This window comes from Mesorhizobium silamurunense (genome assembly GCF_014843905.1).
GTDB lineage: Bacteria > Pseudomonadota > Alphaproteobacteria > Rhizobiales > Rhizobiaceae > Mesorhizobium > Mesorhizobium silamurunense.
This window is the reverse complement of the sequence record NZ_LPVS01000021.1, coordinates 1-13465: the sequence shown is the minus strand read 5'-3', so window position 1 is coordinate 13465 and position 13465 is coordinate 1. Positions and strand designations below refer to the sequence as shown.

The window sequence follows — 13465 nt, the reverse complement described above, 5'->3', positions numbered from 1 at the left end:
ATCATTGCCGCCGTCAAACGTGGGCACCAAGTGTTAGATTCCATCCACTAGTCGCGCTGGGCCGCAAGCGCCCGCTGTATTCGTCTGATGATCGTGGCGCGACCTCGTTCGTCGGCCGCGGCGTTCACGGCCTCACTGATGTCGAGAAGCAACCTGGAAAGGTCATTGTGCCAGTCGAGCCGGCCAACCTTCTCCGGCTTCAGCCTGCGCGGCACATTGGAGTGGATGAGTTCGTGGCCGGCTGGAGTCAGTCGAAACGCATCATCCAGTTGCGGGGCAGCGATCCTGCTTTCGGGAATCGATTCGGACAGGCTCTCGAGAAGGCCACTAATCCCATCCTCTTCCCCATGAGTGAGGAATACAGCCTTTCCTATTGGAGCGCGAGCCGCGACCCAGGCCGCAAGTTCGCCCGCGTCCGCATGGCCAGAGTAGAGATCGAACAGGCATATGTTCGCCTTGACTTCAATCTCTTCGCCTTGAACGCGCACGCGCGGCGCGCCATCCAGCAATATCCTGCCGAGCGAACCCTGGGCCTGATAGCCGGCCAACATGACAGTTGCGCTCCGGCGCCAAAGGTTGGCCTTGAGGTGATGGCGTATGCGCCCCGCATCACACATGCCGCTTCCGGCTATCACCACGAAGAAGCCCGTCAGGCGATTGATCGCCTTGCTCTGCTCCACGGTATCGGTGAACCGCAGTTCGGCTGAATTCAAAGCCTGACGCAGCACGTCGCCCTGTTCGATTTCGTCGGCGTGTCTTTCGAAGATGGCGCTAGCGCGTGTCGCCAAAGGCGAATCGACGAATATCGGAGCACTCGGAACTTCGCCGGTTCTCATGAGCAGATGGAGATCGACTAGCAATTCCTGCGTCCGCTCGACGGCAAAGGAGGGAATGACAAGGGGACCTCCTGCTTGTGCAGCGCTGCGCACAACGTCGCCGAGCATTGAGCGGCGCCGTTCAGGCGAAACGTCGGGGCGGTGCCGGTTGCCGTAGGTCGCTTCGCAGATGAGGTAGTCGAGCCCCACAGGCCCTTGCGGATCGGTTTGCAACAATTTGTGCCCAGGTCCTATGTCGCCCGAAAATACGATGCGCATTGGCGTGTCCGGGCCACGGTCGATCTCAAGTTCCACCGAGGCGGAGCCAAGCAGATGGCCTGCGTTCCAGAAACGGACGCGAAGGCCTTTTGCAACAGCGGCCCATTCACCGTATGGCGACGCTCGAAACAGGGTCATGCAGGCGGCTGCGTCCCCTTGATTGTAGATCGGCCCGACCGGCGGCCTGCCGCGCTGCGCGTTGCGGCGGTTGAGAGTGTCCACTTCCATTTCCTGGATATGGGCCGCATCCGGCAGCATCACGGAGCATAGGTCGATTGTCGCACGGGTACAGAATATTGGCCCACCGAAGCCCTGCTTTACGAGCTTCGGCAGAAGGCCACTGTGGTCGATATGCGCATGGGTCAGGATGACGGCGTCGATCGCATCTGGCGGAAATGGAAATGCACCGTAGTTGAGTTCCCGCTCGGATTTGGAACCCTGGAACAAGCCGCAGTCGACCAAGATCCGCGAGTGGGGAGTTTCGATCTCGTAGCAGGATCCGGTCACGCAACGCGTCGCACCATGGAAGCGCAAAATGGGATCGTGATCGTAATCCAAGACCATAGGCCTAATGCGACATCAGGACCGGCAAACGCAAATCCGACAGGATGCCCTCCGTTGCCCAGCCGAGCACAACCTCTCGCAGACGAGAATGGCCCCCTCCACCCATGACAAGGAGGCTGCCATCGATCCTTATAGCATGGTCCTGAAGCACGGCGCCGATTTCATTGCCGCCCGTATGGATCGACTCGGCCTTGGCCTGGAGACCGCTTGCCGCCAGACCGCGTGCCAGACAGCCAGTGTCTTCACGCGGCAACACCTTCTCGTCAGTCACGGTGACGATCGATATTGCCGATGCCCGCCTCAAGAACCGCCTGGCGTCGGCAGCCGCCCTTGCGGCAACGCAGCTGCCGTCCCATGCGATCACTACATGGTCGAGGAGGCCGACATCTTCATCGCCAGGAAGGATCAGGGTCGGCCGGCCAGAACTGAACACGACTTCCTCGGCAGTCATCCGGGCGGCTTCGTTGTTCGCGGTCCAGCCTACCACGCAGAGATCAAAATAGCGTCCCTCCCTGGCGGCGGCCTCTCCCATCAGGGCCGGTTGCGCCTTCAAGGCGGCCTGGTCAAAGGGACGTTGCATCGTGCGGCTTCAGCCGCGCACCGCCGGCCATTCCATTGATCGATTCTTGGACACGCTGATCAATATTATCGGGGGAGCAAGATATTGGGCGTATGGCATGGGTCGCGCCATCTTGGAGGTGATTAGCGCGTATGGTTGTGTCGAGTAGTGGATCGTTGAACGCTCATCAAGCCACGCACGCCACTTGCGGTGCAGCGTCGTTGAAAAATAGTGACGAACGGGGATGAAGGCTACATCCCGAAGGGCCACGATCGCGGCAAGTATTGCGACACTCTGCAGAATAGTTCTTAGTGTCGCAGAATCTTTAGGACGGTGAAGAAGTGCGATCGAGCTGAGGACCTGGCCCGACACCTCTGCAAACCAGACGCTGGCCAAAGCCGACAAAGCTGTAAGGACGATAATGACCGAGGTCAGACCCCATGCCTCCAGCCATTTCTTGGATAGCCAGTAAGCGGCCATCAGGCCGGAGAAGCTGCGCATCGAGGAAACAGGAGAGCGGGGCTCAACCAGCGCAACGCGACTTCCCGCCGTTGATGAGCGGGTGTCCAAGCACACACAGCTCTTAGCTGTACAAAGCAGGTCAGGTGACGCCAAGAGAGAATTTGATCGAGGTGGATTGTGAAGCCTATCGACGAACGCCGGATCCATCAGATCTTCGAGATTGGGGTCTGGTTCAAGGGTGCGCATGCGCTGATCGAATGCATCGGCGGGCTCCTGCTTTATGTCGTCAGCACCAACACCATTGCCTCTTGGGTCAATGCTGTCACGCAGGACGAACTGATCGAAGATCCCAACGATTTCATTGCCAGCCATCTGTCGCAGATGGCGACCCATTTCTCCGTCGCCACCGAGCATTTTTACGCCTTCTACCTGCTCAGCCACGGCTTAATAAAGCTGCTCTTGGTTATCGGACTTCTGAAAGGCAAGCTTTGGTCGTATCCGGCTTCGCTCGCTGCCTTGGGCGCGTTCATGGTCTACCAAGTGTATCGCTATTCCTACACCCATTCGTTCGGCCTTCTTGTCCTGACCGTCTTCGACGCGATCGTCATGGTGCTGATCTGGCATGAGTGGAAGGTCGTGCGGCAACACAACCCGACATGATGGCCGAATTCGTTTGCGCGCCTCTGTTCAATCCAGGTCGGGAGTCTGCGCTGCGAGATATCGCTACGCTCACAGCGTCAGAGATTGCATCTCTGGTTCAGGGGTAGAAAAGTATAACCCATTTCGGAAGCCATGCCTGCATAGCGGAAGTTTGATCTCGGTCAAAACCAAGGTTTCTCGAGGCTCTAATACGCCTAATCCAGCCTTCAGCTTTGGATATGATGGAGAAAGTGATGAGTGACGCTTCGCCTTCGAGTCCAGACACTATGGAAGAAACTTCCAGCCAGGCGAATGCATTCCGACAGCCACTGACCTGCCACGGCTAATTTCCTCCATCTGAGATTAGAGTCCGGGCCTTGATTGAAGGACGGACTGATGAAGAGAAAGCGGTTTACGGAAGAGCAGATCATCGTGGTTCTGCGTGGGCACGAGGCGGGAGCGAAGACGGGCGATCTGGCCCGCAAGCACGGGATCTCCGAGGCGACGCTGTATAACTGGAAGGCGAAGTATGGCGGGATGGATGTGTCCGACGCCAAACGGCTGAAAGCCTTGGAAGACGAGTACGCCTCCGGCGAAGGCCGCCTTGCGCGAGCATGGCGCGGTAGCGAGGCTGCGCTCTTAAGGTCGTCCTCACGAGCGTAGTTAGCAGCACAGCATGAGCCATGTGACGTTATTGACCGGGCCTGAGCGTCGTCGTCGTTGGAGTGAAGAGGATCAGTGCCGGATACTGGCCGCGGCATTCGCGCCCGGGTCCACGGTGGCGGCGGTAGCGCGTCAGTACGATGTCGCGACCAGCCTGATCTATAAGTGGCGCCGCACGCTGAGAGCCCGCGAGACGGGCTTTGCCGAAGTTGTCGTGGTTCCCGATGAGCCTGTCGCCGCTTCGGTGCCGGCGGCGCCCCCAGCGGTGATCGAGCTGGAGATCGCCGGCAAGGTGCGGGCTGCGGATTCCGCTGACCACGCCGCCGACACTGGCGGCGGCGATGGTGAAGGCGCTGGGCGTTTCATGATCCCGGTTCCGAGCCAGGTGCGGATCTGGTTGGCGGTCGGCCGGACCGATATGCGTCGCGGGATGCAGGGCCTCGCTCTGCAGGTTCAGGAGACGTTGGGCCGGGATCCGCATGCCGGCGATCTTTATGTCTTCCGCGGCCGCAGCGGCAATCTGATCAAGATTATCTGGCATGATGGGCTCGGCATGTCGCTGTATGCAAAACGGCTCGAGAAGGGCCGGTTTCTATGGCCGTCGCCAGCGGACGGCACGGTTTCCATATCGCCTTCTCAGTTGGCGTACATGCTCGACGGGATCGATTGGCGCAACCCGCGTCACACGTTCCGCCCCCAGCGCGCGGGCTGAGTTTTTCTTTGAGTTTGCGCCATTTTTCGCGAGTCAGCGGAGGCGTTTTATGATTCACTCCCGGGCATGGTTGCCACCGCCCAGGATGCTGTTCCGGACGATATTGGCGCGCTGAGAGCAGCGCTGAGCGCGGCGCTGGCCAGAGCCGAAGACGAGGCCGCGCGCGCTGCGCTGGTCGAGGCCGAACTGGCGGTCGCCAGGGCCAAGGCATCGGATGATGCGGCGCTGATCGCCCATCAGGATCTGACGATCCGGAAGCTGCAGCGGGCGCTGCACGGTCAGAGTTCTGAACGTTCCGCCCGCCTGCACGACCAGATGGAGCTCACCTTCGAGGAGCTCGAGAGCACGGCGACGGAAGACGAGATCGCCGCCGAACAGGCCGCGGCCCGGACCACCGAGGTGGCGCCTTACGTGCGCAAACGACCGGCGCGCCAGCCATTTCCCGAGCATCTGCCGCGCGAACGCGTGGTCGAGCCGGCGCCGACCGCTTGCCACTGCTGCGGCGGTCATCGGCTGCGCAAGCTGGGCGAGGATATCACCGAGACGCTGGAGGTGGTGCCGCGGCAATGGAAGGTGATCCAACACGTGCGGGAGAAGTTCACCTGCCGCGACTGCGAGGCGATCAGCCAGGCTCCGGCGCCGTTCCACGCCACCCCGCGCGGCTGGGCCGGTCCTGGCCTGCTGGCGATGATCCTGTTCGAGAAGTTCGGCCAGCATCAGCCGCTCAACCGCCAGGCTGAACGCTATGCCCGCGAAGGCGTGCCGCTCAGCCTGTCGACGCTGGCCGACCAGGTCGGCGCCGGCGCCGCGGCGCTGATGCCGCTGTTCAAGCGGCTCGAAGCCCATGTGCTGTCCGCTTCACGTCTGCACGGCGACGACACGACGGTGCCGGTCCTGGCCAAGGGCAAGACCGATACCGGCCGATTATGGACCTATGTGCGCGATGACCGACCGTTCGGTGGCGCCGATCCGCCGGCGGCGGTGTTCTATTATTCCCGCGATCGTCGAGGCGAACATCCCGCGGCGCATCTCGCCGGCTGGAGCGGCATTCTGCAGGCCGATGCCTTTGGCGGTTATGGCGATCTCTATGCAACGGGCCGCCAGCCGGCGCCTGTTCTGGAAGCCAGCTGCTGGGCCCACAGCCGGCGCAAAGTGTTCGAGCTGGCCGATATCGAAGCGGCGGCGCGCAAGAAGGCGCGCGGCGACAAGCCCAACCTGGTCTATCCGCTAGCGGTTGAGGCCGTGAAGCGCATCGATGCCCTGTTCGATATCGAGCGCGAGATCAACGGCCTGTCGCCAGGCCAACGCCACGCCGCGCGCAAAGAGCGGAGCGCGCCGCTGGTCACCGAGCTTGAGCGCTGGATGATCGAGACGCGCGACAAGCTCTCGCGCGGACACGATCTGACCAAGGCCTTCAACTACATGCTGCGCCGCTGGTCATCCTTCACCCGGTTCCTCGACGATGGGCGGATCTGCCTATCCAACAATGCAGCCGAGCGAGCCCTGCGCGGCATCGCTCTCGGCAGAAAGTCCTGGCTGTTCTGCGGTTCCGATCGCGGCGGACAGCGCGCGGCCGTTCTCTACAGCCTGATCGTCAGCGCCAAGTTGAATGACGTCGACCCTCAGGCCTGGCTCGCCCACGTCCTGGCCCAACTGCCCGCCTGTCCGGCCCATCGGATCGATGATTTGCTGCCTTGGAATTGGAGGTCCGCAAAACTGCAGACCCAACCAGCGGCGGCCTGATCATGCAGCGCAATAAGGTTGCATCACGTCTACACCGTCGAACGTGTCGCCAGGGACCTCGGCGTCAGCGAAGCGCTCATCCAGGACCTGACCCTCGGTCTCGAGCCCGAGGACGGCGTCATCTGGGTGTACGGCGCCAACGATGACGACGGGATCTTGGCCTTCACCGATGAAGGCATCGAGGAGGTCAAACTCCTCCTCGAAGAATATCATCGCGTCTCCCCATCGAAAGCTTGACCCCAGCACCGCTGCTCAGGTGCTCATGGCCGCCGGATACGCACGTCTGCGGTCTTCACCGGATGGGTACGAAGACGAGAACGCGAAGCTGAAGAAGCTGCTCGCCGACCAGATGCTCGAAGCTCGAAGCCTCGGCACTGCGCGAGCTTCTGTCAAAAAAATGGTAGGGCCCGCCGCCAAGCGCGAAGCCGTCGCGCATCTGCAGGCCGTCATGGGCCTATCGGAGCGTCGGGCCTGTTCCTTTGTGGGCGCCGATCGCAAGATGATCCGCTACCAGTCTCGCCGACCGCCAGAGACGGAGCTGCGTGGTCGGCTGCGTGACCTCGCGAACGAGCGCCGACGCTTCGGCTACCGGCGGCTGTTCATCCTGCTCAGGCGCGAGGGCGAGGCATCTGGGGTCAACCGTATCTACCGTCTCTATCGCGAGGAAGGTCTGACGGTGCGCAAGCGCCGGGCAAGGACGGCGAGCAGTCGGCACGCGGGCGCCGATCCTGGTCGAGGCAAAGCCGAATGCGCGCTGGTCGCTGGATTTCGTCCATGACCGGTTCGCCTGCGGCCTGCGGCCGGCGCTTCCGTGTGCTCAACATCGTCGACGACGTGACGCGCGAATGCCTGGCGGCGATCCCTACATCGCGCCGGGCAAGCCGATGCAGAACGGTTATATCGAATCCTTCAACGGTCGCATGCGCGACGAGCTCTTGAACGAGAGCCTGTTCTTCGGCCTCGACCACGCCCGCAGCGCCATCGCACTTCATCATCGATATCGGCGACCACCTCCTGAATGACGGTACGCGCGATGCGCTTCTTGAGCCGCGACAACACCGCGAGGCCGCATTCCTCGCTCGACCCCGGCGGCCTATGCCGAGGTCATCACCGCAACCGGCTCCGACGCTGTACTGATGGAAGGCTCCGCGTCTTCGCCGGTTGCTCAACTCGCGCCCCACGGCGTAGCGAGGCTCCAATCGCCGCTGGATGAAACTTCAGTGGCAGATCAGTACCCGTCCGGTGAAGTTTCACCGGAGGGATACCCTGAAAGAATGAAGCAGCCCTACAAACCGCATCGTTGCCATTCAAGACGCTTGATAAGCATGACAGACGCTATCCCAAACGGCCGGCCATGTCGGTTTGATACCTGATACTTTACGGCCCAGCCCGCCGCCCCGTCATTGGTCTTCCCTAGGGGACGGCGAGTTTTTAAACCAGCCGATTACGGTTTTTGGTGTCGGTGGCGCGTCTACGTGAGCCGTCGGTGTCGTTGTCTAGCCGGCGCTGGGTTTCCTGGCGTGACGACTTCTCAGTTGCGCCACCGTCATTGTCCCATCGTTCTAACGACTTGCGCTTCAGAGTATCGGACGTCTTGGGGAAATCGTACCCCAAGTCAAGCCCTGCCACGGACGCTTCGCTGGTGATCGCCTCCAGCAGGTCTAAATCCGAAATTTCCATGGCGGGGAAGATGCGCCGTATCGCACCGAGAGCCTCTGAGACTGCGAGAGGTCGGGCGTTTTTCTTACACTCCTCCAGGAAGGCGCTGATGGCAGCGCGCACGTCAGGCGGAATGCTTTGTGACGCGTCCGTGTTCATCGTGACTCCTATCAACGGATGAGGACCCTGGCTCAGCGAGCGAAGACCCGTTGAGCCGATTTCCTGCGTCAAATGCACGTTCGTCCAGATTGATTGGCATCATTTTGCCAAATCCGATCGCTCTCGTCCAGGCGACCCCCTATCCAGGTTTTCGAGCGATGGTGACCGACCTTCAGCAGGGTCAGGATCGTGTCCGTAGTTGGCGGCATTGGTCGCCGTGCTCTACGGCATGGGTGCGGCCTCTAGAAAATATATCCAATAGCTTTATCCTTCTAACACAAAGAACGGCGGAGGCTGCCATGGCGCCGTCAGCAGCGGAGTTCGTCCACCAAGCAAACATTGAGCACTTTAGGCGCAAACTCGGAGGCGGCGCTTCAATACCGTTTTGCCAAAATCGCTGGCCTTTAGGTCGAAAACGTGAGCGTGTTTGTCCAATGGCAAGGATAATCCACCGCCATTGCACGGGACTTCGGAAGACAAGCTCTGTGTTCCAGCACCAGCCCGCCTTTGACCAAGCGTCGCCGCTTCGAATCGATCTCGCATGCCGGCAGATCCTGCAAAGGGCGATGTTGGCACGCGCAACCAGCCTGTCCGCGACCTGCCTCATATGCCAGATCAACCACCTGCATCCTACGCCCGCGTGGCGCGCTTTCCTAGCAGTTTTGATGCAGGTCAATGCCGCCGCTCCGATCTCGGAACCTTCTTGACTGTACAAATCAGGCGAATGGAGTAAGCCGATGTTCAGTTGGCGCAGTGTTCTCGCAGCGGGGCTGATGCTCAACGTTGCCACATTACCTGCTATTGCTAATCCTGACGACAAGGACGGTGACTGGTGATCTCGTTGGGGCATTGGCCAGATGATGGGCCAGTGGGATATTGGCGGCCCGATGGGTGACCTCGACCCAGGCGAGACGATCGATCGAATCGACGGACGCCTGGCCTCAAGACGGAACTCGAGATCACCGAGGAACAGAAGCCGTCTTGGGATGAGCTAGCATCTGTTATTCGCAGTACGGCCGAAACGCATAACGCGTTCATGCAGAGCACGATCAAGGAATTCCGTGAAGGCGACTTCCTTAAGAAGCCCTTGCCCGAGCGGCTTGCTTTTCAGCAATCCCATCTCGAAGCTCGGCTGGCTGTCAGGGCAGCGGTTGAAAAACTGTACGCAACGCTAAGCGACAGGCAGAAGAAGGCAGCCGACGAGTTTGTCCTGCCGATGATGGGCATGGGCATGGGACGCTCTGGCGGGTTCGGCCCTGGAATGATGTCCAGATAGCGCCCAATGCCTCCCGCGGCTGACGTCGTAGGAAGCCGATGCGGAATTCATCGTGGAAGCATCAATCGAGGCGGAATAACGGCCGAGAAGCTGGACACACGTCTGTCGTACTTCGGCCCCTTACATGGCTGACCATCCTGGCCTTAGCCGGCGTCAACCAGGCGGCCAGCGCGACGGTATTTCCGGCAGAAGTGGCTTACAGCAACCGAGGAGACCGAGGAGGCCAAGGCTTGTGAGACCACCCTGCATGATGCGCATCACTGGCGTCGATCCCGAGAGGTGGGAGGCGTCGCCATGGCCATCGGCCCGCTGATGTCGGAAGGCCTCCGCCGCCTTGACGAGGAGCGTTCTGAAGCCGCCCCAAAGCGTGAAAAGAAGGTAGCAGCCGGCCTTGGATGGCAGCGGCACAGGAGCACCTTCGGAAGATTGGATCTGTCCAGGACGAAGATGATCAGCGGTTACCTTGCCGCGTCGAGGGGCAACTGATGAGCGGCCTCGACCAAAACGGCCGCCGCCTGTTCAACCTGATCGGCCACATGGTCGACCTGTTCGAGCTTCTTCGCCAGCCGGCCCTGCAACATCGAAAGCCGTGCTGCATGGTAGACGGCGCTTCGCTTTCGTCCGTCCATGTTGAGCGGTTCAAACAACATAACGACGGCTCCTCACTGTGCGCTTGTCGGGGGAATGATCTTCAGCAGTCGCCTTCTGGCTGCTTTCGCGTGCCGTTGTTGGCTCCGAATACGGGCGCAAAGGGCAAGGCTTACCGCGAGCCCGCAGCTCTCGTCGAGCATCGCCTTCGCCTGTTCGAGAGAAAGTTCTGCTCGCTTCACGCGTTGCCTGGCGACCGCCTGCTCTAAAACCAGAAGTTCAACCATAGTGCCGCATCCTCACGGTTTGCGGTCCCTTCAAAAGGAGAACCGCCGCCTATCCCTTTGGTTCCCCCGACGGAATGTCGCGGCAGATGCGGAACTGCCGCCAGCAAACGTTTGCTGGTCACGTCGCACTCACCGCCATGGCCTTCCGGCGTGGTGCTCGCCATGGTCTTCGGGTTTGGCGCATGACGAAGGATCGTCTTGAGCGATGGCGCTGTCTCGGCCGCGAACGTCAGGCTCGCCATAAGGCACGCCAGGACTCGGGACGCGTTATCCGCTGCCATCGCGAGCGGGCGCAATTTCAAACTCGAACAGGAGGAGCACAATGCTCGCTAGGACACCGAAGGCGACCGAAATGGACTTCGTCAGCGTCTTGAATCAGCGTCTTGAAGATTCCACCGAAGCCGGCAGCGATCGCCGAGGCCGAAGGGAATTGGCGCGAGGCAGCAGTAGAGCTTGAAGCTGCCAGGTCAAAGCACCGCAACTGCACCGCGTGTACTTCAACCAAGATCCTATGGGCTGGTGGATAGCGACCTGCCGTCAGGCAGAATGGCGTTGCTAAACCACCCATTCTGGAGACGACAATGCAACAGGTTGCAAATCGGCCGGAACAGGCCGCTATCCGCATCGATCTGGCGCGATCTTTGTTTCGATGGAACTGTCTCGATCAAGTTGGCTGATCACTTCACTGTCGCCGGGTGGCGGGGAGAAGATGTCCAAGCATTGTCTGCGGGGCGGGGACGTTGCGGGACTCTGGAGCTTTTTGCGACGCTCCAGGAAAAGGCTCGGGCACGAACCGGCAAGCGCTTCCAGATTATTGTCATCCAGGAGGCTGGACTAGACGGCTTCTGGATCCATCGGGTGCTTCAGGGCCAGGCGATCGAGAGCCATGTGGTCGATGCCGCCTCGATCCTGGTGTCACGGCGGCGCCAGCGGGCGAAGACCGATAAGATCGACGGCGAGACCCTGGTACGGACCTTGCTGGCCTACAAGCGCGGCGAGCCGCGGGTCTGCTCCATGATCAAGCCGCCGAGCCCCGAGGAAGAGGATCGCCGCCGAATCTGCCGGGAGCGCAAGACCCTGATCGCTGAGCGGGTGGAGCACGTCAACCGGATCAAGGGGCTGCTGTTCGCCCAGGGCGTCGGTGACTATGAGCCGCTGCGTCGCGATCGGCGCGCCAGGCTCGAGGACCTGCAAACGGGTGATGGTCGCGACTTACCTTTCCACCTGGAGGCACAGGTCGTGCGTGAGCTCGACCGGCTTGAGCTGATCCTGGAGCAGTTGCAAAAGATCGAGGCGGCGCGCGACGATCTGCTGTTGGATCGGGCCAAGGCGAACGACCCGGCGCCGGTGGTGAGACTGCTGCAGCTGAAGGGGGTGGGCGCTGAGTTCGCCAACGTCCTCTGGTCTGAAGGTCTTTATCGTCACTTCGACAATCGAAGGCAGCTTGCGGCCCACGCCGGGCTTGCGCCAACGCCCTGGCAGAGCGAGCGCAACGGCGGGCGGCTGCGTAAGCCGCTGATCGTTGCCTTGGCGCGTAAACTGCTGGTCGCACTTTGGCAGTATGCGACCGCCGGCGTGGTGATGGAGGGCGCCATCACAAAGCCAGCCTGATCTGCAGCCAACCAAACCTCTTTCGCCATCTGACGAGGCCTGATCAGCCCCGGCGGATCCAGGTGGACGAACCGGCCTGGCATATGGTCTCAACAACCGCTCCCAAGAATGGTCACGTCCCCCTGAGCCTAGCCGCCGTATGCGGGATAAGGGTGCAGCCGCCCCGGCGCGGCGACCGTATGTGAGTTTCAACCGAGCCAGAAATGCTCGAATTGGAAAGACAGGCTCAACCTCGGATCCGTAACATCACGAGGAGATAATTCATGAAGCCGTAAGCCGTCCACAATCCGGTTGACCCGTGTTCGCCCATGTGAGTACCAGGTCAGCCGCCGAAGATCACGGCCGCCGAGGTCGATCAGGCCGGCACCGAGATCGCACCTTTCCAGGTCAAGGAAACGGAAGCTCAGCAGACGCTCCGCGCGTCATCGGCGGGATCGGCTAAGGTCAGCCGGCGATAACCATTCCGAGGGCAATGCCAACGCCAATAGCAATGCCCAGGAAGAGCTTGCCGGCGAGGTCTAGGGCATAAGCGCGGACAGTAGCAGATACGTCTATACGGGGCTCTCTGAGGGCCGCCGCGAGGTCATCGAACATCGCTTCCATGGTTGCCACCTGCGATTTCTTCGAGCGGTAAGACTAGATCAGTTCTGGTGAGATGTGAATCCCTCCGGTCCATCAAAGTCTAACGATCAGGAAAGCGTGTTGGTAGGCACGTGTGGTAACGGTTGATTCAACCATTGCTGGTATTTGTGAAAGGTAGGTGGCGGCCCCGACAGTGGGCGGGGTGCTGGGTCTGCCGGAGCCGCCTGCGCGGCAGTGGGCACTGATCCGCGCTGTCCCAGAATAGGACAGCGCGGGTCTATAATTAGTTAAAGCTAATTGACTGTTCCCGGACGCGCCTCTTGCTCGCCGGCTACTGCGCCTTTCTCGATATGGTTCTCGTCCGATCGATAACATCGGCAGAAACTCGCCAGGCGAGCGCCCCAACAACGGCCTGCGCAGAGCCAACTCTCACAGGCAATCCAGCGGGTCAGAACGTTAGTTAATCGGAAAATTTGACCAGTATTGGCGTGTCCGAAAAGTGGCATCCCAACGGCAGGGTTCAATTGCGCATCGAACAGCGTCAAATCCACTCTTCGTCTTGGAAATTTGGTTCGCCAGACCATATGAGAGAATATGAAGGAAATGGGTTGGCGAACTAGCCGCTAAAATATTGACTTTCCGTAGTAAAAGTTGTCCCTCAGCGACTAACATAATTCTTATCGGTCAATAGCTTACGAAGCGGTTCGCCAAGGTACACAAGGGGCCGGTTCAGCCATTTGCCAATGGCATTGCCTTATACCGAATGGCAGTTTTGCGCCTGATGTCGGCAATAGAGTTAAGTTCTGCCATTGTGTGAAAGCAGATGAGGTGGATGGCTCCCGCTCCCGGCATCACAGTGCCACAGTG

The 13465-nt window shown here is 60.4% G+C and carries 12 protein-coding genes and 3 pseudogenes; 8 read left to right on the top strand and 7 right to left on the bottom strand.

What is annotated here, in order from left to right; translation table 11 throughout:
* Positions 1-47: 47 nt before the first annotated feature.
* Genes AU465_RS05120 through AU465_RS05110 form a run of 3 tightly spaced genes read right to left on the bottom strand, consistent with a single transcriptional unit; the run spans position 48 to position 2787 of the window.
* Positions 48-1652 carry an MBL fold metallo-hydrolase gene (locus AU465_RS05120; protein ID WP_376774821.1) on the bottom strand — a complete coding sequence of 535 codons (1605 nt, stop codon included), beginning with the start codon at positions 1650-1652 and terminating at the stop codon, positions 48-50.
* 10 nt (positions 1653-1662) lie between these two features.
* Entirely contained in the window at positions 1663-2211 is a 549-nt protein-coding gene (locus AU465_RS05115; RefSeq protein WP_246505880.1) for a universal stress protein, read from the bottom strand.
* Between the two features lie 36 nt (positions 2212-2247).
* Positions 2248-2787, bottom strand: a complete 540-nt coding sequence (locus tag AU465_RS05110) for a hypothetical protein (protein ID WP_192244590.1) — start codon at positions 2785-2787, stop codon at positions 2248-2250.
* 78 nt (positions 2788-2865) lie between these two features.
* Between AU465_RS05110 and AU465_RS05105 the strand changes: the two genes are divergently transcribed.
* The 4 genes and pseudogenes from AU465_RS05105 (at position 2866) to tnpC (ending at position 6436) form a co-directional block, all read left to right on the top strand.
* Positions 2866-3339 (top strand): DUF2127 domain-containing protein, encoded by a 474-nt coding sequence (locus tag AU465_RS05105; protein WP_192244598.1) that lies wholly within the window; start codon positions 2866-2868, stop codon positions 3337-3339.
* Positions 3340-3714: 375 nt separating this feature from the next.
* A pseudogene (locus tag AU465_RS05100) lies at positions 3715-3927 on the top strand (transposase); the annotation flags it as partial.
* A 67-nt stretch (positions 3928-3994) separates the two neighbouring features.
* A complete protein-coding gene (gene tnpB / locus AU465_RS37705; RefSeq protein WP_246505879.1) occupies positions 3995-4693 on the top strand; it encodes an IS66 family insertion sequence element accessory protein TnpB in 699 nt (232 codons plus the stop codon).
* 66 nt (positions 4694-4759) lie between these two features.
* Positions 4760-6436, top strand: coding sequence for an IS66 family transposase (tnpC, locus tag AU465_RS05085; RefSeq protein WP_192244586.1), 1677 nt, complete (start codon positions 4760-4762; stop codon positions 6434-6436).
* Here tnpC and AU465_RS05080 read toward each other — a convergent pair whose 3' ends face one another.
* Positions 6437-6649 carry a hypothetical protein gene (locus tag AU465_RS05080; RefSeq protein WP_192244584.1) on the bottom strand — a complete coding sequence of 71 codons (213 nt, stop codon included), beginning with the start codon at positions 6647-6649 and terminating at the stop codon, positions 6437-6439.
* Positions 6650-6743: 94 nt separating this feature from the next.
* Between AU465_RS05080 and AU465_RS05075 the strand changes: the two are divergent.
* Positions 6744-7422, top strand: a pseudogene (locus AU465_RS05075) (integrase core domain-containing protein); the annotation flags it as partial.
* Positions 7423-7867: 445 nt separating this feature from the next.
* Here the strand turns inward: AU465_RS05075 and AU465_RS05070 are convergent.
* Positions 7868-8254 (bottom strand): hypothetical protein, encoded by a 387-nt coding sequence (locus tag AU465_RS05070; RefSeq protein WP_192244582.1) that lies wholly within the window; start codon positions 8252-8254, stop codon positions 7868-7870.
* Positions 8255-9212: 958 nt separating this feature from the next.
* Here AU465_RS05070 and AU465_RS36290 point away from each other — a divergent pair.
* Entirely contained in the window at positions 9213-9530 is a 318-nt protein-coding gene (locus AU465_RS36290) for a Spy/CpxP family protein refolding chaperone (RefSeq protein ID WP_312891206.1), read from the top strand.
* A 485-nt stretch (positions 9531-10015) separates the two neighbouring features.
* On the top strand, positions 10016-10387 hold the full coding sequence (locus AU465_RS05060) for a hypothetical protein (protein WP_192244580.1): 372 nt from the start codon (positions 10016-10018) through the stop codon (positions 10385-10387).
* Here AU465_RS05060 and AU465_RS05055 read toward each other — a convergent pair.
* On the bottom strand, positions 10384-10647 hold the full coding sequence (locus AU465_RS05055; RefSeq protein WP_192244578.1) for a hypothetical protein: 264 nt from the start codon (positions 10645-10647) through the stop codon (positions 10384-10386). The two genes, AU465_RS05060 and AU465_RS05055, sit on opposite strands and share 4 nt — an antisense overlap.
* A 339-nt stretch (positions 10648-10986) precedes the next feature.
* Between AU465_RS05055 and AU465_RS05050 the strand changes: the two are divergent.
* Positions 10987-12016, top strand: a pseudogene (locus AU465_RS05050) (IS110 family transposase).
* A gap of 444 nt (positions 12017-12460) precedes the next feature.
* Here the strand turns inward: AU465_RS05050 and AU465_RS05045 are convergent.
* Positions 12461-12619, bottom strand: a complete 159-nt coding sequence (locus tag AU465_RS05045; RefSeq protein WP_192244576.1) for a hypothetical protein — start codon at positions 12617-12619, stop codon at positions 12461-12463.
* Positions 12620-13465 lie beyond the last annotated feature (846 nt).

Coding starts and splice junctions, on each gene's coding strand:
- tnpB (WP_246505879.1), top strand. CDS start 3,995: ATGAGCCATGTGACGTTATTGACCGGGCCTGAGCGTCGTCGTCGTTGG.
- tnpC (WP_192244586.1), top strand. CDS start 4,760: ATGGTTGCCACCGCCCAGGATGCTGTTCCGGACGATATTGGCGCGCTG.
- AU465_RS05080 (WP_192244584.1), bottom strand. CDS start 6,649: ATGATATTCTTCGAGGAGGAGTTTGACCTCCTCGATGCCTTCATCGGT.
- AU465_RS05070 (WP_192244582.1), bottom strand. CDS start 8,254: ATGAACACGGACGCGTCACAAAGCATTCCGCCTGACGTGCGCGCTGCC.
- AU465_RS05060 (WP_192244580.1), top strand. CDS start 10,016: ATGAGCGGCCTCGACCAAAACGGCCGCCGCCTGTTCAACCTGATCGGC.
- AU465_RS05055 (WP_192244578.1), bottom strand. CDS start 10,647: ATGGCGAGCCTGACGTTCGCGGCCGAGACAGCGCCATCGCTCAAGACG.
- AU465_RS05045 (WP_192244576.1), bottom strand. CDS start 12,619: ATGGAAGCGATGTTCGATGACCTCGCGGCGGCCCTCAGAGAGCCCCGT.